Source organism: Tepidicaulis marinus (genome assembly GCF_000739695.1).
Classification (GTDB): Bacteria; Pseudomonadota; Alphaproteobacteria; order Parvibaculales; family Parvibaculaceae; genus Tepidicaulis; species Tepidicaulis marinus.
Genome location: NZ_BBIO01000015.1, coordinates 39,293 through 57,889 on the forward strand (window position 1 = coordinate 39,293; position 18,597 = coordinate 57,889).

The following is an 18,597-nucleotide window of genomic DNA, read 5'->3' on the forward strand; positions in this document are numbered from 1 at the left end:
CTCAATCCGGCAGGAAAACCACCGCGGCCTGGCTGTCCCTCACCTTTGCCTCGTCCGAGACGGTGAAGTTCGAGAGAATGAACCCGCTCGCCCCGGCAAAAGCGCCGCTGCCGCCTTCGATGATCCAGCTCACGCGGCCATGCTGCTTGGCTTCATCCGCGCTGGGTGTGATGAGGCCGTAGCCTTCGGTTGAAAAGCGCAAAGTTCCGTCAGGGAAGACGATTTCGCCCGTTTCGGTAAAGCCCGTCTCGCCTTCCGTTTCAACGCGGGAGGAAAAGCGGGCCGTGCCGGAAAAAGGCGCGGGCGCGCCTTCCGCTTCCCCTTCGATCAGCATGACCATGCCCATTTCATCTTCAGGCCGGGCCGTGCCGGTAAAGGTCAGGTGGTAGCGGTATTCGCGCGCCATCAGCCTCGAAGCCCTTCTTTGCGGACATGGGCTTCCACATCGTCGAGGGCGCGGGCCATGCGGTCGAACATTTCTCCGATCTCATCTTCCTTGATGATGAGCGGCGGACAGAAGGCGATAATGTCGCCTGCCAGCGCCCGCACGATCAGCCCGTGCTTTTGCGCTGCGCCCATGGCCACCGCGCCGATAGCGGCGGCTTTGTCGAAGCTCTTCTTCGTTCCTTTGTCGGCGACGAGTTCGATCGCCCCGATCAGTCCCTTGGCACGTGCATTGCCCACGAGCGGATGATCGGCAAAGCCCATCACGCGCTTTTCGAAGGTAGGCGCGACGGCGCGCACATGCGAAAGGATGTCGCGTTTTTCGTAAATCTCCAGCGTCTTGCAGGCAACGGCGGCAGCGACGGGATGGGCGGTATAAGTAAAGCCGTGGCCGAACGTGCCGATCTTTTTGCTTTCATCGATCATCGCCTGATACATGTCCTCGCCGATCGTGACGGCGCCGATGGGCACATAGGCCGAAGAAAGCGCTTTGGCGACGGAAATGGAATCCGGTTTCATGCCGAAAGTTTCCGCCCCGAACATGTTGCCCGTGCGCGCAAAGCCGCAAATCACTTCATCGGAAATGAAATAGATGTCGTATTTGTCGAGCACCGCCTGAATTTTTTCAAAATAGCCTTGGGGCGGCATGACGACGCCGCCCGCGCCCATAATGGGCTCGGCAATGAAGCCGGCAATCGTCTCCGGCCCTTCACGCAGGATCAGCTCTTCCAGCTCCTGCGCGCGGCGTGTGGAAAACTCTTCCTCGCTCTCGCCCACTTCCCCCTGACGGTAATAATGGGGGCTGCCGGTATGGAAAATCCGCTCGATGGGCAGATCGAAATCCATATGGTTCGCGGGCAGGCCCGTCAGCGAGCCCGAGGCAATGGTGACGCCATGATAGCCTTGCAGGCGCGAGATGATCTTCTTCTTCTCCGGCCGGCCCTTGGCGTTGTTGTAATACCAAAGGAGCTTGATCTGCTGATCGTTCGCCTCCGAGCCCGAGCCGCAAAAAAGCACTTTCGAGGCATCGTGGGGGGCAATGGCTTTCAGCTTTTCGGCAAGCTCTGCGGCGCGCTCATGGCTGCGCCCGCCAAAGACATGACCGAAGGGAAGCTGGCGCATCTGCTCCGTCGCCGCATCGATGAGTTCGGCCTCGCTATAGCCGAGCGAGGTGCACCAGAGCCCGGCCATGCCTTCGATATATTCCTTGCCCTCGCTGTCGAAGACATGAATGCCTTCGCCGCGCTCGATGATCAGCGGCCCTGTGCTGCGGAACGTGTCGAGATTGGTGTAAGGGTGCAGGACCGTTTCGATGTCCCGCTTGGCGGCGTTGGAAAGACCAGTCATGAAATACTCCTAGATGAACCGGGCCGCTTTTAGGTGGGCCTTATTGCATCATTATTAAAGGCGCGGCGGGCTTAAAACCCCTTCGGCGGTTTGAAACCGCCCAGCGCCTGTTCCAGCATGCCGGCAACGGCAATGGTCGTATAATCTTCCAAATGCGGGCCGATGATCTGAATGCCGACGGGCAGGCCCTTTTGGGTGAGGCCGACAGGGGCAACGCTTGCAGGCAAATGGCAAAGCACCGCCGGTCCCGCCCAGATCAGCACATCCATATAAGGCCGGCTCTTGCCATTCACCTCCAGCGTGCGCGCATGCCAGTTCGAGGTGTGGTCATGGGCAAAGGCCGGGCGCATCAAGACCGGGGCGAGCACCACATCATAGCGGGTGAAGAACTCCGCCCATTTGGCGCGCAGCTGCTCGCGCTTTTCATGCCAGATCAGCCAGTCGGCATAGGAAAGCGTGCCGCCGCGCGCCTGCAGCATGGCGTGGCTCTTGTCGGCGGGATCGCCTTCCGCTTTCAGCTTTTCCCAGCGCTCTTTCACATGGGCCGGCATGCGCGAGGCGACATTGGCATGAAGCAGCATGAGATAGGCTTCGGTGATCTCGGCCAGCGTGAAATCCGGCCGCGCTTCCCAATCGATGATCGCGCCGTCGGCTTCCAGCGCCTTTGCGGCTTCGGTGAAAAGCGCGGTGCTCTCTTTGTCGATCTCGCAGAACGGGTCCTCGAACCAGGTCGCAACGCGCAGGCCTTTGGGCGAGGTGGCGCGCGGGCGCGGCAGGTTCAGCGTAAAGCCTTTGGACTGCGCTTCGTTCGGTCCCGCCACGATGCCGAGCAGCAGGGCAAGGTCCTGGGCGGAAAGGCCGAGCGGGCCGACGACGGAAAGATCGCCTTCGCCAAGCGCGCCGGGTTCGGGCGGAATATGCCCGCGCTTCGGCACGATGCCGAAAGTGGGCTTATGGCCGAAGACACCGCACAAGTGAGCAGGCGTGCGGATCGAGCCGCCGATGTCGCTGCCAAGCTCGAGCGGCGTCAGCCCGCCGGCCAGCGCCGCCGCCGCCCCGCCCGAGGAGCCGCCCGGCCCGCAGGAAAGATCCCAAGGATTGTTCGTCGTGCCATAGACCTCGTTATAGGTCTGAAGATCGCCGGAAAGGAACGGCACATTGGTCTTGCCGAAAATGATGGCGCCCGCATTCACGATGCGCTGAACGGCCTCGGCATGGCGCGCAGGGCGGTGACCGGCAAATTGCGGCGCCCCGCCCACGGCTTTCATGCCCGCCACTTCCAGCGCGTCCTTGATGGTCATGGGCAGCCCGTGCAGCGGCCCCCAGTTTTGCCCGCGCTTGCGGGCGGCGTCCGCCGCCTCGGCCTGGGCTTTGGCGGCGCCGAAATCCTGATCGACAATGGCGTTGAGGGCCGGATTATGGGTTTCCGCGCGGGTCTGAAAATAATCCACAAGCTCGGCGGAGGAGGTTTGGCCCCGCTCCAGCGCTTGGAGCAGCCGGTAGGCGGGTTGAAAATGCCAATCGCTCCGTGATGCACCCATCTGTGATGCGCCCATAATCCGTTCCTCCTCATTTCTCTTTTTCACAAGAGTTATCGGGGTTTTGGGAGGCTCACAAGGCAAAAGGGACCGAATTTAGGCCGCCCGGGCGGCGCGGCAAGCGTTGTTTGACGCTGCGGTTCACTCTAAACTCAGGCCCAACAAGGGGTAAAAGCCACACGAAACAGGCGAGGGACATGCCATGCAGGGCTTGATGCAAGATTGGCCGCTTACGGTCGACAGAATTATCGATCACGCGAACCGTTTTCACGGCGACCGCGAAATCGTCACACGGACGGTCGAAGGGCCGATCCACCGCTGCACCTATAAAGACATTCACTTGCGCGCGCGCAAGCTTTCCCAGGCGCTGAAGAAGCTGGGCGGCAAGAAGGGCGATATCATCGCCACCATGGCTTGGAACACCTACCGGCATCTGGAAAGCTGGTACGGCATTACCGGCATGGGCGGTGTCTATCACACGCTGAACCCGCGCCTTTTCGCCGAGCAGCTCGTCTATATCATCAACCATGCCGAAGACCGCTTCATCCTGCTCGACACGACCTTCGTGCCGGTGATCGAGGCGATCGCCGATCAGCTTCCCAACGTCAAAGCCTTCATCCTGATGACGGATAAGGCCCATATGCCGGAGACGAAGCTGAAAAACGTCTATTGCTATGACGAGATCGTGGAAGCCGAGGACGGCAACCATGTCTGGGAAAAGATGGACGAGAACGACGCCTGCGGTCTTTGCTACACCTCCGGCACGACTGGCAATCCGAAGGGCGTGCTTTATTCGCACCGCTCCAACGTGCTGCATTCACTGGCCGCCAATAATGCCGATGCGCTGGGCGCGCGCTCGCGCGATAGCATTCTGCCTGTGGTGCCGATGTTCCACGCCAATGCCTGGTCGCTGGCTTTCTCGGCGCCCGCCGTTGGCGCCAAGCTCGTCATGCCTGGCGCGCAGATGGACGGGGAGTCGATCTTCGAATTGCTCGACAAGGAAGGCGTGACCATCACCGCCGCCGTGCCCACGGTCTGGCTCATGCTGCTGCAATATCTGGAAAAGACGGGCGCCAAACTGCCCAAGCTCGACCGCGTGGTGATCGGCGGCTCGGCGGCGCCGCGCTCCATGATCCAGGCTTTCGAGGACAATTACGGCGTGCAGGTCTTCCATGCCTGGGGCATGACCGAAATGTCGCCCATCGGCACGATCGGCTCCTTGAAGGCGGGCAATGAAGATCTCAGCCGCGAACAGCAGCTCGACCTGAAATGCAAGCAGGGCCGGGCGATCTTCACGGTGGAAATGAAAATCACCGATGATGACGGCAACGACCTGCCCAATGACGGCAAGGCCTTCGGCCATCTGATGGTGCGCGGGCCCGCCATCGCCAAAGCCTATCTGAAAGGCGAGGGCGGCGAGATTCTGGACGCCGATGGCTGGTTCGATACCGGCGATGTCGCCACGATCGATGCGGACGGCTATATGCAGATCACCGACCGCTCGAAAGACGTCATCAAATCGGGCGGGGAATGGATTTCTTCCATCGAGCTTGAAAACCTCGCTGTCGGCCATCCCGATGTCGCCGAAGCCGCGGTCATCGGCATCACCCATCCCAAATGGGACGAGCGCCCCCTGCTTGTCATTGTCCCGAAAGAGGGTAAGTCACCGACCCGTGAAGACATTCTGGGCTATATGGAAGGTAAGATCGCCAAATGGTGGATGCCGGACGATGTGGTCTTCGTCGAGGAAATTCCGCACACGGCAACGGGCAAAATCCAGAAGCTGGCGCTGCGCGAGCAGTTCAAGGGATATAAATTGCCGACCGCCGATGCGGCCGAATAAGCGGGCGCCGGACAGTCAAGAATACCGGTCAGGGGTATAAGGGGTACGGATTATGAACGAACGCTCGGCTTTCGCGCGTTGGAGTTTCAGGCTTGCGCTGCTTGCCGCCGTTGTCGGTGTGCTCGCGGTGCTGGGCCACAGGCTCGGGGTGATGGATTTCAGGCTGGCAATCTTCGGCCTGATGGGCAGCACGCTGATCGGCCTTGCCGCCGCGCTTTCGGGCATTGCCGGTATCGCCATCACGCTGATGGGCCGCAAGGGCGGCACGGTCTTTGCCGCCGCCGGTCTCGTGCTCGGCCTTGTGGTCGCGGTGCCGGTGCTGCTGGCCGCGCAGGCAGGTTCTGCCGTGCCGCGCATTCACGACATTTCGACGGACCTGCAGGACCCGCCGAAATTCGTCGCGGTGCGGGCCCTGCGCACCCCGCAGCACAATTCCCTGGAACGGGAAGAACCGGGAAATCTCGGTGAGCTGCAACAAGCAGGCTATCCGGACCTTGGGCCTGCGCTCATCGAGCGTCATCCGGGCCAGGTCTTTGAAGAAGCGCTGGCGCTGGTCAAAGAGCGCGGCTGGGAAGTCGTCGCCGTCTCTGTCGAAAACGGCACGATCGAGGCGACGGATACGACCGCGCTGATGGGCTTCAAGGACGATGTGGTGATCCGCGTGCGCGAGGAAGCGGGCAAGGCGCTCGTCGATATGCGCTCCGCCTCCCGTGTCGGGCAAAGCGATCTCGGCGCCAATGCCAAACGCATCGAAGCGTTTTTGAGCGATCTGAAAAACGCGGGCTGACAGGCTATTGCTTTAATCGAAGTGCCCCGGTCTTGAGAAAGGCCGGGGCGTTTTCGTTCAGGAAAGCCGGTATTGGTTCTCGATACCGGGCGCCCCGTCAGTTGCAACGCGGCCCGTTTCGACCATGTGGATGAGATGGGCAAGCACCGAGCGGCGCGCGGCCGGGTGCAGGCGCTTGTCGATATCGGCATACATGGCCTCGACCATGGCCGGAATGGTCGTGTGGCCTTCCTCGATCTGGCGCAGGATCTGCGCCTCGCGCTGGCGCCGGTGCACGAGATAGGCCCGCACGAAGGATTGGGGATTGGTGATGGCGGGCCCATGGGTCGGCCAGTAGATTTCGTCGTCCCGCTCCAGCAGTTTTTTCAGCGAATTGAAATAATCGCTCATATTGCCGTCGGGCGGGCTCACCACGCTGGTCGACCAGCCCATGACATGATCGCCTGTGAAAAGCGCTTTTTCTTCCTGAAGCGCAAAGCACATATGGTTGGAGGTATGGCCGGGCGTGAAGATCGCCTCGAATGTCCAGCCATCCCCTTCGATGATGTCGCCGTCTTCCAGTTTGATGTCGGGCTGAAATTTCCAGTCCGCGCCTTCCTCGCGCGCGCCGTCGTCTTTCTTCTCTCCGCCATGGGGGCCGAAGGCGAGGGTCGGTGCGCCGGTCAGCTTTTTCAGCGGCTCGGCGGCGGGCGAGTGGTCCATATGCGTATGGGTGATGAGGATATGGCTGACGGTTTCCCCTTCGATCGCCGCGAGCAGCGCCTCGACATGATCGTTCATCAGCGGGCCGGGGTCGATCACCGCTACCTCACCCTTGCCGACGATATAGGTGCCCGTGCCTTTGAAAGTGAAGCCGCCCGGATTATTGGCGGTCACGCGGCGGATCAGCGGCGATACCTGGTCGCAGCGGCCATATTCGATATCGATGTCGCGCACAAAAGGGATCTCGCTGCTCATTCGGGCCTCCCGTCTTCAACTGGCGCGCAGCATTCATGATTGAGCGCCGCCGCGCAAGGGCCGATGGGGAAGATAAATTTGCAGAAAAGGCGGGCGGTCAGGCCGCGATGTCGCGATCGGCAATGGGGCTGACAGGTTTGCGCTTCGGGCGGGTGGTGCGCAGAATGCGGCCCATTTTCCCCGGCGCGCGCTTTTCCAGCATGATGACGCTGATATTGAGCCAGTGGTAGCGCCGCCTTGCCTTGCGCAGGGTCCGCCGCACGGAAGAAGAATAAATCAAGAGGATCACCAGCCCCGGCATCATCATGAAGAGGCCGAAGGCGAAAGGCGGCGGCAGCGGGGTCAGCACCAGGCCGGGCACGAAGAGGCTCCATCCGAGTGCGATCATGAAAGTACGGAACACGGGGCGCGCCAGCCTGCCTTTGGGGTTTCAACTCGGTAAGAGATAAGCGCTTCTTTGTGGCAAGACAATGGTGCGGTGAGCGCCGCGCCGATAATGGAACTGTGTCGCTCCAGGCCCCCCAAACAGCAAAGCGGCGCGGAAAGCCGCGCCGCCCACATTTTCGGGCCAAAAGGCCGTGTCTTAGTAGACCGTGGCGATATTCGCGATCATCGCGACCGTATAGACGCCGACGGCGGTGTAACCCAGAGCCGTCACAACGTCGGACACGCGCCACGCTTTCATCCCCTGATACGCCATGCGGATGCCATAGCTAATGTCGCTGGGATGGAAAACTTCCGAAGAATTAACTTTATCGGTGGCAGCCATGATGTCTCTCTCGGAGCCAGAGGTTTCAATTGATCCTTGCAGAAGGGCGGGGGAGGAGAGGCCGCTTTCCGCAAGGCCAACAAGGCTAACGCCCTGTTAAGCGTCAATTTATGGTGCGCTGCACAATTAATCAAGGGTGGATATGTAAAAATTTTGCAACGCAACATGAAAGGCTGAAGTGCCAGGCCACATAAACGGAACCCCGGCGCGGGCAGGCCCGGCCGGGGTGCGTAAGTGCTTGAGATAAAAGGAATTAACTGTAGCGCGCCTCGCGCTTCTCTCCGGCATTCCCGGCCCGGATTTCCGCCATCCCGGCCTCGATATCGGCAAGATACTGGTCCGCCACTTCCGCATGGAAGGGGGAAAGCATGAGGTGGAGGGAGGGCGGCTCGGTGGTGATGGAGGTAAACCAGCCCCGCTCGAGTAATTTTCCCCACAGCGCATAGGCATTCACTTCCGGGTGGCGGAAAGCCAAAAGCCCGAGTTTGGGATCGCCCAGGATCTCGAAGCCGAGCTTTTTGACCCCCTCCTGGATTTTCGCCCGCGTGGCGCAGACCGCGCCTTGCTTTTCCTTATAGCCCTCGACGCCGAGGAAATTCATCACCGCCCAGGCCGCGGCAATCGCCCCGCCGGGCCGTGTGCCGGCCAGAGTGGGCGTGATCATGCGCGCGCCCGACCAGTCATCGGTGTCGAACGGCATATATTGGTAAAGCTCGGCGGAGCGGAAAAGCACGCTCGAGGCGCCCTTGGCCGCATAGCCGTATTTGTGGAGGTCCGCCGACATGGAATGGACCGCCGGCACCTCGAAATCGAAAGGCGGCACGTCCACCCCGTTCATCCGCGCGAAGGGGGCGAAATAGCCCCCCACACAGGCATCCACATGCAGCCAGACGCCTTTTTCGGCGGCGACTTTCCCGAGCTCTGCAATGGGATCGATAATGCCGTGGGGGAAGTTCGGGGCCGAGCCCACCATCATCACGGTGTCCGCATCGATGACTTTCTTCATCGCCGCCGGATCGGCTTCATAGCTCGTCTCGTTGATCGCAACGCGCCGCACTTCGATATCCATCATATGTGCGGCTTTTTCGAAGGCGGGATGCGCCGAGCGGGGCAGCACGATATTGGCCTTCGTCTTCGCCCGCCCGCTCGCGCGGGCATAATCGCGCGCCGTTTTGAGCGCCATGGTGATGGAATCGGTGCCGCCCGAGGTGATCGCGCCCGTTGCCCCCTCCGGCCCGTGCAAGAGCGAAAGGGCCATGGAAATGACTTCCTCTTCCATCTGCTTGAGGCTCGGGAAGGCGAGCGGTCCGAGGCCGTTCTCGGACATATACATCGTGTAGGCTTCTTTTTGGACCTTGGCGACCTCGGGCCCGGCATTGAAGACATAGACGGCGGTCTTGCCCTCGCGCCATTTGGCGTCATGGGCGCCGCGCTCTTCCATTTCTTTTTTCAGCTCGTCCCAGGCGCGGCCTTTTTCCGGCATTGTCACGCTCATCGCATCCTCCCTCTTGGCCGTTTCAGGCGGCCTGCCTTAAAGGTTTTGCCTAGCAGACCCGATCATGACGCTGGCGTCAATTTCCCAGGCAATTTCTAGACTATTCGCCTTTGAATTCGGGCTCGCGTTTCTCGAAAAATGCCTTCACACCTTCGCGAACATCCTTGGAGGGGTTGGCGATCATTACCGAAAGCGCCGCATCGCCGAGCGATTGCTCGAGGCTCATGTTCCGCCCGCGCAGCATCATGGACTTGGCAAGGCGCACGGCAAGCGGCGCGCGTTTGGCGAGCGCTTCGGCAAGCGTCAGCGCGCGGGTCTGTACCTCTGCGTCCGGTACGACTTCCGTCAGGAGGCCGAGCGCCAGGGCTTCATCGGCGCTATAGGTTTCGGCAAGCAGTGTCATCTTCAAAGCCCGGTCGAGGCCCATGGCGCGCGGAAAAAGCCAAGCGCCCCCTTCATCCGGCAAAAGCCCGAAGCGTCCGCTCGTATCGCCGAGCTTGGCGCTTTTTCCCCCGATGCGCATGTCGCAGGAAAGGGCGAGCGTCAGCCCGCCGGCAACGGCCGCCCCGTTCACCGCCGCGATCACCGGTTTGTCGAGGCGGGAGAGCGCTAGAATGACCTTGTGCATCCCGTCGCGCATTTCCCGCCCGTGGGAAAGCTGCGCTTTCATGAGCGCGCCGTGCTCGTCGTCCGCGCCGCTCACATCGCCGCCCGCGCAAAAGCCGCGTCCCGCGCCGGTCAGAATAAGCGCGCGCTGGTCATCATCGCGCAGGTAAGCATCGAGCGCTTCCACCAGCTCCTCGCAGAGCCGTGTCGTATAGGCGTTCATCGCCTGCGGCCGGTTCAGCGTGATGCGCGTGACGCGGGGCGCGGGCGTTTCGACGATAATCTCCTGAAAAGAGCTGGCCATTTTTCCTCCCATTCCGGTCCTTTTGGCCGCTAGTCTAGCAGCAATAAGATATGCAGCAGCAAGGACCGGCAGGAAGGCCAGCCAGGGAGAATGAGAGGGAGGATAAAGATGTCGGAAGCAGTAAGAGCAGAGGCGCCCGGCGCACAGGCGCATATGAGCTATGAGGTGAAAGACGGTATCGGCCTTATCACGCTGAACCGGCCCGACAAGCTCAATGCCTGGACGGGCGAAATGGAAAAAGGCGTCAAGCGCGCGGTGGGCGCGGCGGCGAAGGACGACAAGGTGCGCGTTATCGTCTTGACCGGCGCCGGACGCGGCTTTTGCGCGGGCGCCGATATGAACCTCCTGCAATCCATCGAGCCGGAAGGCGGGCGGCGCAATATCGTCAGCAAAGAGGAAGAGGAGGCGGTAGACCTTTCCTACGATCACGGGCCTTCCGTGATCGAGCATTTCCATGGCCGCTTCGGCTATCTTTTCGAATGCCCCAAACCCGTCATCGGCGCGGTCAACGGCGCCTGCGCGGGGCTCGGCCTGGTGGTCTCGCTCTTTTGCGATCTGCGTTTTGCGAGTGAAGAGGCGAAGTTCACCACTTCTTTTGCCCAGCGCGGCCTTGTTGCCGAGCACGGCATTGCCTGGCTGCTGCCGCGGCTCATCGGCTCGGCCCATGCGCTCGATCTTCTCATGTCCGCGCGCAAGATCGACGGCAGGGAAGCGGCCCGCCTCGGCCTCGTCAATCAGGCGTTTCCTGCAGATGAGTTCATGGAAGAGGTCATGGCCTATGCCCGTCATATGGCCGCAAACGTTTCCCCGCGCTCCATGGCGGTGATGAAGCGGCAGGTCTATAAGTCGCTCTTTCAGGATTTCAATCAGTCGACCGACATGGCCGACAAGGAAATGCAGGCGAGCTTTAAAAGCGCAGACTTCAAGGAAGGCGTCGCGCATTTCGTGGAAAAACGTTCGGCGCACTTCACTGGCCGTTGAGTGAGAGCACGACACAAAAGTGGGCGCCTCTTCTTGCGAAGAGGCGCCCGGGCAGAGAGGCGGAAGGCTGGAGGACCCGCCGCCGGGAGGAGAGCCTTGGTAGGCAGGCTCTTCGGGTCTTAGTCGGCGGCGGTGCCTGAGAGCTGGATCAACGCTTCGTTCTTGCGGTTGATTTCCTTGAGCTTGGCGATCCCCGCCGCCGCGATCGCATCGCCCACCATTTCGTCGCTTTCGGCATGCAGCACTTTCATGTCGATATAAGCGGCGTAATTGCCGGCGGTGCGCTCGGTGATGATGCCGGTCATGGCCAGGGTTTTCACCAGCACGCGGAAGATGTTCGCCGATTCCTGCATGTTGGTGCGGATTTTCTCATCCGTCATGCCTTCCATGAAGGCGCCCTGCACCCATTCCCAGTCGAGGCCGACTTGCTCGTAGATATGCTGTTTCTGCGAGGGGGCGCCGATATTGAAGAGCAGCGTCTGGAAGACTTCCCAGGCCCAGTCTTCGATCTTGTTATGCTCTTCCTTGGAAAGCTTCGGCACCGTGCGGTCCGCCCAGATCTTGCCGAACTTGTGGTGGAAGGCTTCGTCCGTCATGGCAAGCTGCGACAGACGCACGATCAGCGGGTCGCGGCCCTTATTGTAGAAAGTCGCAAAGGCGCCCATGGCGAGGCCTTCGACGAGGAGCTGCATGCCGACGATCTTCTTCCAGGCGAATTTCGACGTCACGAGCTCCGTGAGCACATCGCGCAGCACCGGGCCGCAAGCCATCGGGCGGCCGAAACGGGCTTTCACGATATTGGTGAAGGCGGTGACGTGACGGGCTTCTTCGCGCGCCTGATTGGCCGCATATTCCTGTGCGCCCGGATCGCGCAGGATGTGGCAAAGGCTTGCCGACAAGGCGAGCGCGCCTTGTTCGCCGTGCAGAATGTTCGACAGGCTCCAATGGGTTTCCAGGTTCGTCAGTTTCACCCGGCCTTTTTCGTCGAGCTTGTCCCAAACGGCGGTGCCGTAGCCCACCGTCATGGTCGGGTCGACCATATATTCGTTTTCGATATCGAAGGGCTCGCTAAAGTCGATATAGCGCGCGTCGTTCGGGTCCCAGAAATGGTCGTGGGTTGCCGAAATGATCTTGTCGAAGGCGCTGGTACGATCGAGATAGCGCTCGCAATCCATCATGGCGGCGAAATCGGTCGGCTCTACGGTGTTGTAGATATTGTCCTTCGTGATCTGACCAGCGGCTTCTTTGTGGGGTACTGCCTGCGTCATCGGTAATCTCCTCCGGTCTTCGAGGCTCAGGGTCTGTGGGTGCTTTTGGGTGCCTCAAACTGGAAAAATGATGACGCCTGCGTCATTTTTGGTCTTTGATCTGAATCAAAGAAAAGGGCCGGCGCTGAAAACACCGGCCCCGCTGCGAGGGGCTCTCATGAAAAGAGCCCGAAAACCGCTTGTTTCTGCGGGTTTTCCCCCGCACCGTCTCTCCGGAAAGAGGATCAGAACGTCACTTTCACCCCCATCAGGAATTCCCGGCCCGGCGCTTCGAACCCGTCTGCGGGCTCGTAGGCGGCGTCGAAAGCATTGTTCACCCGGCCGAAAACCTGGAAATGCGGGCCGATATCTTTCGAGCCCGTCAGGTCGACCACGGTGTAATTGTCGCCTTCGATGAGACCGCCGCTCACCCGGTCCACATCCCGGTAAAGATCGACCCAGGTAACGGCAAGCCCGAGGCGCGCGTCTTCCATCGCCTGCCAGTCGAGCGTGCCATGCACCTTGTGGCGCGGCCGCCGGCTCTGCCCGCCGCGCAGGGGCTGCGTATCGACGACGGTGAAGGTGTAATCGGCGCGGGCCGACAGCGCGTCGCTGATCTCCACATCGATGAAGCTTTCGACCCCATGCGCGTTGAACTCGTTCACATTCGTTGTCGTCGAATCGAACGAGGGCAGGAACACCGTGATGATGGCGTTTTCATAATCGGTATCGAAATAGGTGAGGCCCGTTTGAATGCGCCCGCCAAGGAAGCCCTGTTCGAGGCCGACTTCCCAGCCTTCGCTTTCCTCCGGCTCCAGATTGGGGTTGCCGCGGAAAGCATTGCCGAAGGAGTTCGGGGTAAAGCCATAGCGCTCGAAGAGCGAGGGCACTTTGAAACCCGTGCCGTAGCTCGCCGTCAGCCGCGTATCGGTTTCGGGATGATAGTAACCCGGCGTCAGCGTATAGGTGACCTCATCGCCGAAATTTTCCGGATTGTCGTAGCGCACGCTTGCCGAGGCAAAGAAGCGCTCGCCGAACGTTACCCGGTCGCTCAGCCAGAAGGAGGTGGTGTATTCATCCGCCTCGGAGCGCAATTGCTGCACGAAGCCGAAGCCGAAATCGCGGAAACCCCGTGCTTCCAGTTCCTCGTACTTGTATTCACCGGCAAGGTTCAGCGTGTGATTGCCGAGCGTGACGAAATTTTCCAGCTTGGCGACGCTGCGCGTGCCTTCATTCGCCGATTCCTGGTTGGTGTTGAGGTTCGCCGCATCCGGATGGTCGATGATGACGCGCGTATAATCCGTATAGGCAAGTGTGAGCACGGGCCGGTAGGCGCCGCCATAAAAATTCCCATTCAGCCCGCCGCTCAGGAAAATTTCCTGGTTCTTGGCAACGGCGTTGAAATCCTGCGGCAGGGAATTGTCCGTATCCGCATTGGAATTGATATATTGGCCGAAGGTGAAGGCCGAGAGCGTGTCGCTCAAATCCGTATCGAGCTGCAGGCTGAGGGCCGTGTTCTCGTTACCGTCCTCTTCTTCGGCAAAGCCGCCGCGCAAATGTTGCGGCGTGATGTCACTGCCGTCCGTTGCCTGACGCGAGAGCGAGAGCGCATAGCCGATGCCCGCATAAGAGCCATCCGCAAGCGCTGCGGTATTGAACGTGCCGAGCGAGCCGAGCTCCGCGCGCACGCTGGTGCGCAGCGCGCCTTCGCCTTTTTTGGTGATGATGTTGATGACGCCGCCCAGCGCCGCGCTGCCGTAAAGCCCGCTCTGGGGCCCGCGGATAACCTCGATGCGCTCGACATTCTCCGTCGTCAGCGTGGAGAAGTCGAAGGCGCCGGCAGGCGCGCCCGGATCGTTGATCTCGATCCCGTTCAAAAGCACGAGCGTGTGGTTGGAATTGCCGCCGCGCGAAAAGACGCTGGTGACGGAGCCTTTCGAGCCCGATTGCACGATGTGAAGTCCCGGCACGCCTTGCAGCGCTTCGCCCACCGTGCGGTATTGCCGCCGCTCGATATCATCGGCGGTGATGACGCTGACGGAGGAACCCACTTGCTCGATGGGCGCGGGCCCCGCCGGCGCGCTGACGAGAATGTCCGGCGCGATGATTTGCCGGTCCGCCTGCGCAAGGCCTGTCCAAAGTGTGGTGAAAAGGGCCGTGCTGCCCAATAGCGCCGCTATGCGGCGCGCCTCATTGAAATGAACCATTAGTCCAATCCCCTCAAAAAACGGTCCGCCCGACCGCAGGGCGCCGAGGGACGGGATGAGGGAACGGAAAGCTCGAATGCGCGCGGCTTTCATGCATGGGGAGGAGGGAACGCCCGCCGAGCCGCATGCTAAAGCCGCGTCACCGACGGAAAATCCGCTCCGTTGGCACACCCCGGCCAGCGGCAGATGACGCGCGATGCGGCAGGTCTCCTGGCTTGCGGGTCTTAAACCGGTTCCGGTCTTCCCAGAGCAGATGCCCCAGTGACGTGAATGGAACCGATCTCGCCGCTTACAGTTGCGGGGGCAGCCAAGGAATGGCCCTTATGAAAAGCGGGCGTCACCTTGTTCCCTTTTATCCCGGATATCCGGGACCGGATCGCGGCGCGAGTATAGGCGCGCGCCCCAATTTGTCAAAAGCGGGGAAAAACGAAAGAGAAGCGGTGCTTTTGCGCGCCGCTTCCTCTTCGCTTCAATCATGGATATGTCTTTTCTTCAATGCCGCCGTGTCGAGACGGGCAGGGCCGTCAGGGACATCTGCGCGGGGCATTGCGGGTCTTTGAGAACATGCTCGGCAATCACGTCGAGCAGCGCGCCGTGCAATGTCTCCACCCGTTCGTCATGGGCATGGCCGGCGCCGGAGCGCACCAGATAAAGCACGGCTTTGACAAGCCCTTCGATATGCGCATCCGCGTTTTGCGGCAGGGCGCCTTCTTCTTGTTCCGGTTTGGTTTGAACACTCACGCTGCAACCTCTTCTTCATGCTCGTGGATATCGATCACGGAGCCTTCGATGCCGAACACATCGCGGATGCGCTGCGAGGAAGAAGGCGCCGTGGAGTAATGCCCGGCGAGAAACTCTTCCTCGCCGATGCGGATGGCAGGGCCGTAAATGGTGGGCTTGAGGCCGAGCTGTTCGAGCGCCCGGGCCTTGGAGGGATAGGTGACGAAAACGAAATGCTCGATGCCGTGCGCCCAGGCCCATTCCATGCCGGCCAGCGTGCAAAGGGCATGGTGATAGGTATGCGCGCCTTTCGGCAGATCGGGGTCGACGCACATGCGGCTGCCTTCGGCAACGCGCGCGCTTTTCGGCAGCTCATGGCCGTGGGCAAGTTCCGGCCAGAGCGCTTCGAGCATGTAAGGATGATCCGTGCGCACCATCCGCCCGCAGGCCCGCACCACCTCATTCTCGTCCCGGATCGTGAAGTAATGGGTCCAGAGCGGATGATCGAACTGATCCGCTTCGCGGTGATTGAGGTTGGGGATGACCCAGCCTGCCCGCTCGACGAATACCTTGTGCCGCAGGCGCAGCATCGAATCGAACGCGTTGCCGAAACGGTGGGCGGTAAGAATGGTGAAGTGATCGACTTTCATGGGGGGCCTCTCTCCTTGATGACGGAGAAAGGCTTTCATGAGGGCGCGCCGGCCCGCACCTACCCTTAAGGGGAGGTTTGGAAAATAGATTTATATATCAATGGCTTATGGCGGGGTCAGGTGAACTGAATGTCTTCCGGGTCGATGGTGATGAGCCCCAGATAGAGTGCTTTGACGATGGCGATGCGGCCATAGGCGCCGAGCTTCGTGTAGCAGTTCTTCAGATGGAACTTCACCGTCTCCTGGGAAACGTTGAGAAGCTGGGAAATCTCCCAGGCGGTTTTGCCCCGCGCCCACTGCGTCAGCACTTCCTGCTCACGCGGGGTGAGCGGCTGGGCGGGCGCCATTTCCACGGCCAGGTGGTCCATGAAGACCTTGTGGAGGACAGCGGTGCGCGCATGAATTTCCGCCAGCACGCGCTCGCAGTTCACATCCGGCTCCTCGGAGGCGACGGAATAAACGGCGCTGATGCCGGGCGCGCTGGTCAGCGCGGAGGAAATGCCTTGCTTCAGCCCAAGCTCCGATGCCTCCCCGTAAAAGCGCCGCTGCACGGCGGTGAGTTCCTGGCGCTGCAGCAGCTGGTCCCAGGCGAAGGGCCCCGAGCCCTGGCCGGCCCGCTGCAACGTCAGGTCCGCTTGCGCATAGCCTTGCTCTTCGTAATGGCTCAGCCATTCGGCTTTGTAATTGGTGGCGAAATACTGATCGCGCGTGGGGTCGCGTCCCGGAAGCACATAGCCAAGAATGGCGTGGTTCATACCCAGGTCGCGCAGGCCAGCCAGCCATATATCGAATGCCGATGCCGTATCTTCCGATTGCTGGATACGCTCGACAAACTCCGCGAAAGACAGCCCCATATGTGCCCCTGCGTTTACGCTGTGCCCCAACACTCCGTTCCAGAGCCGCTCGTTGCCGAGGCGCTGCCGGTACGGAACACACTGACAAGATTATCAGCAAAAGAAATAGAAGGGGAATAAAAGAACAGAAGCAGCCTTACCGATTTGTGGGATGCCGCAATATTTCGGGACAAAGTGAAATAATGCTCTCGTGAAACGCAAGAAATCGCGCTGTCTTCACGCATAAGTGAGCGTTTCATCTTTCGGTTGTGCGCGGGTGCGGCCAATCTCCCATGCTGAGAGGTTGGCGGCCCAAATGCGGTTTTAAAGGAGCATCCAGGCTCCGGCCGTCAATACGGCCATGGCAATCAGGTTGAGCCGCAGCCCGGCGCGCATCATGACATGCATGTCGATATGGCCGGAGCCGAAAACGATCGCATTGGGCGGGGTCGCGACGGGCAGCATGAAAGCGCAAGAAGCCGCCATGGCGGCGGGCAGGGCGAGTGCCTCCGGCGCAAGGCCTGCGGTGAGCGCCAATGCGCCGGTGATCGGCAGGAAGGCGGAGGCCGTGGCCGTATTGCTGGTCAGCTCGGTCAAAAAGACGATGAGCATCACCACGGCACCCGTCAGCACCAGCGGGCGGAGCAGGGCCGCGCCCGTCAGCTGTCCGCCGATCCAGGCCGCAAGCCCGGTGCCGTCCATTGCCTGCGCCAGGCTCAGCCCACCGCCGAAGAGAATGAGAATGTCCCAGGGCGCTTTTTTCGCCCAGTCCCAGTCGAGCAATCTTTCCTCCCGGCCATTCTCCCCCTTTTCCCCGTTGGGCAGCAGAAAGAGCGCCAGCGCGCCGGCAATGGCAATGCCGGCATCCGATATGCCCTCAAGGGGAAGAAAGGCGCTCAGCCAGGGATGCGCGATCCAAAGAAAGGCGATGAGCGCGAGCACCGCGCCCACCCGTTTTTCCGCTGGCCGCATGGCGCCGAGCGCGCGGCGCATCTGGCCGATCAAGGCGGCGCCTTCACCCGCGCTCTCGCCGGCTTCACGGGCGGGCACCTGAAAAGCAAGCCGGGTGAGGGTGAGCCAGGCAAGCGGCAAGAGCACCAGCACGGCGGGCACGCCCACCGCCATCCACGCGGCAAAGCCGATGTCGACCCCGTGATTTTGGCTGAGATAGCCCGCCGCCAGCGCATTGGGCGGGGAGCCGACCAAAGTGCCGAGCCCGCCGATCGAGGCGGCATAGGCAATCCCGAGCATCATGGCTTTGGCAAAGGCGGCGCGGCCCGCGCTTTCCGCCTCGCCTTCTTTTTTCGCGCCTTCGATGAGGGAAAGCGCGATGGGCAGCATCATCATGGCGGTGGCCGTATTGCTCACCCACATGGAAAGAAACGCGGTGGCCGTCATCACACCGGCGATGAGAAGGCGGGGCCGCCCGCCGGCCCGGGCGATGATCGCGAGCGCGATGCGCCGGTGCAGGCCCGCCCGCTGCATGGCGAGCGCCATCCAGAAACCGCCGAGAAAAAGAAAGATGATGGGATTGGCGTAAGGCGCGGCGGCCATGGCAATGGGCGCGATGCCGAGGAGGGGGAATGCCGCAAGGGGCAGTAGCGCGGTGGCGGCCAGCGGCACCGCCTCGCTCACCCACCAGATCGCCATCCAAAGTGCAATCGCCGCCGTCGCCCAGCCCGCGGCCTCGAGCCCGCTTGGGGCGGGCAGGAGGAAAAGGGCAAGTGCGGCGAGCGGGCCGGCGATAAGCCCGGCGCGTGATACCCAGCCGGATTTTTCCTCCGGCGTTTCAGGTTCGCTGTGTTGCATGTCGCGGGATTGAGGCATGGCGGATTGTGGCTCACGGGATCGGTTGGTCTGCTGCCAGCA

Annotated in this window: 17 protein-coding genes and 1 riboswitch; of the genes, 3 read left to right on the forward strand and 14 right to left on the reverse strand. The window is 61.2% G+C overall.

What is annotated here, in order from left to right; translation table 11 throughout:
* Position 1: 1 nt before the first annotated feature.
* The 3 genes from M2A_RS13170 to M2A_RS13180 form a co-directional block, all read right to left on the reverse strand.
* The gene (locus tag M2A_RS13170) at positions 2-406 is read right to left on the reverse strand and encodes a hypothetical protein (RefSeq protein ID WP_045448409.1); all 405 of its coding nucleotides are present in this window, start codon (positions 404-406) and stop codon (positions 2-4) included.
* On the reverse strand, positions 406-1,791 hold the full coding sequence (locus tag M2A_RS13175; RefSeq protein WP_045448411.1) for an aminotransferase: 1,386 nt from the start codon (positions 1,789-1,791) through the stop codon (positions 406-408). Before M2A_RS13175 ends, M2A_RS13170 begins: the two co-directional genes overlap by 1 nt.
* Positions 1,792-1,862: 71 nt before the next feature.
* Positions 1,863-3,347: an amidase gene (locus M2A_RS13180; protein ID WP_197052935.1), complete on the reverse strand. Its 1,485-nt coding sequence runs from the start codon at positions 3,345-3,347 to the stop codon at positions 1,863-1,865.
* 184 nt (positions 3,348-3,531) lie between these two features.
* On the opposite strand from M2A_RS13180, the gene M2A_RS13185 reads away from it, so the two are divergent.
* Positions 3,532-5,172, forward strand: a complete 1,641-nt coding sequence (locus M2A_RS13185) for a 3-(methylthio)propionyl-CoA ligase (protein WP_045448415.1) — start codon at positions 3,532-3,534, stop codon at positions 5,170-5,172.
* A 52-nt stretch (positions 5,173-5,224) separates the two neighbouring features.
* Positions 5,225-5,959 (forward strand): DUF1499 domain-containing protein, encoded by a 735-nt coding sequence (locus tag M2A_RS13190; RefSeq protein ID WP_045448417.1) that lies wholly within the window; start codon positions 5,225-5,227, stop codon positions 5,957-5,959.
* Between the two features lie 57 nt (positions 5,960-6,016).
* Here M2A_RS13190 and M2A_RS13195 read toward each other — a convergent pair whose 3' ends face one another.
* The 5 genes from M2A_RS13195 to M2A_RS13215 all read right to left on the reverse strand — a co-directional run bounded on the left by M2A_RS13195 (position 6,017) and on the right by M2A_RS13215 (position 10,090).
* Positions 6,017-6,916 (reverse strand): MBL fold metallo-hydrolase, encoded by a 900-nt coding sequence (locus tag M2A_RS13195; protein WP_045448419.1) that lies wholly within the window; start codon positions 6,914-6,916, stop codon positions 6,017-6,019.
* A gap of 97 nt (positions 6,917-7,013) precedes the next feature.
* A complete protein-coding gene (locus M2A_RS13200) occupies positions 7,014-7,319 on the reverse strand; it encodes a hypothetical protein (RefSeq protein ID WP_147446251.1) in 306 nt (101 codons plus the stop codon).
* A gap of 180 nt (positions 7,320-7,499) precedes the next feature.
* The gene (locus M2A_RS13205; protein WP_045448422.1) at positions 7,500-7,685 is read right to left on the reverse strand and encodes a hypothetical protein; all 186 of its coding nucleotides are present in this window, start codon (positions 7,683-7,685) and stop codon (positions 7,500-7,502) included.
* 253 nt (positions 7,686-7,938) lie between these two features.
* Complete coding sequence (locus M2A_RS13210; RefSeq protein WP_045448424.1) at positions 7,939-9,180, reverse strand: pyridoxal phosphate-dependent decarboxylase family protein; 1,242 nt, start codon at positions 9,178-9,180, stop codon at positions 7,939-7,941.
* Between the two features lie 100 nt (positions 9,181-9,280).
* Positions 9,281-10,090 (reverse strand): enoyl-CoA hydratase/isomerase family protein, encoded by an 810-nt coding sequence (locus M2A_RS13215; protein WP_045448426.1) that lies wholly within the window; start codon positions 10,088-10,090, stop codon positions 9,281-9,283.
* A 108-nt stretch (positions 10,091-10,198) separates the two neighbouring features.
* Here M2A_RS13215 and M2A_RS13220 point away from each other — a divergent pair, with 108 nt between their 5' ends.
* Positions 10,199-11,071 carry an enoyl-CoA hydratase gene (locus tag M2A_RS13220; RefSeq protein ID WP_197052936.1) on the forward strand — a complete coding sequence of 291 codons (873 nt, stop codon included), beginning with the start codon at positions 10,199-10,201 and terminating at the stop codon, positions 11,069-11,071.
* Between the two features lie 119 nt (positions 11,072-11,190).
* Here the strand turns inward: M2A_RS13220 and M2A_RS13225 are convergent, their stop codons facing one another.
* The 6 genes from M2A_RS13225 to M2A_RS13250 form a co-directional block, all read right to left on the reverse strand.
* Positions 11,191-12,339 (reverse strand): ferritin-like domain-containing protein, encoded by a 1,149-nt coding sequence (locus M2A_RS13225; RefSeq protein ID WP_045448429.1) that lies wholly within the window; start codon positions 12,337-12,339, stop codon positions 11,191-11,193.
* A gap of 224 nt (positions 12,340-12,563) precedes the next feature.
* Positions 12,564-14,525, reverse strand: a complete 1,962-nt coding sequence (locus tag M2A_RS13230; protein ID WP_045448431.1) for a TonB-dependent receptor plug domain-containing protein — start codon at positions 14,523-14,525, stop codon at positions 12,564-12,566.
* A 183-nt stretch (positions 14,526-14,708) separates the two neighbouring features.
* Positions 14,709-14,916, reverse strand: a riboswitch (cobalamin riboswitch).
* 101 nt (positions 14,917-15,017) lie between these two features.
* Positions 15,018-15,266: a hypothetical protein gene (locus M2A_RS13235; RefSeq protein ID WP_045448433.1), complete on the reverse strand. Its 249-nt coding sequence runs from the start codon at positions 15,264-15,266 to the stop codon at positions 15,018-15,020.
* Positions 15,263-15,895, reverse strand: a complete 633-nt coding sequence (locus tag M2A_RS17515; protein ID WP_052379481.1) for an acyl-homoserine-lactone synthase — start codon at positions 15,893-15,895, stop codon at positions 15,263-15,265. Before M2A_RS17515 ends, M2A_RS13235 begins: the two co-directional genes overlap by 4 nt.
* A 116-nt stretch (positions 15,896-16,011) precedes the next feature.
* The gene (locus tag M2A_RS13245; protein ID WP_052379482.1) at positions 16,012-16,749 is read right to left on the reverse strand and encodes a helix-turn-helix transcriptional regulator; all 738 of its coding nucleotides are present in this window, start codon (positions 16,747-16,749) and stop codon (positions 16,012-16,014) included.
* Positions 16,750-17,052: 303 nt separating this feature from the next.
* Complete coding sequence (locus M2A_RS13250; protein WP_081875624.1) at positions 17,053-18,555, reverse strand: SLC13 family permease; 1,503 nt, start codon at positions 18,553-18,555, stop codon at positions 17,053-17,055.
* Positions 18,556-18,597: the final 42 nt, after the last annotated feature.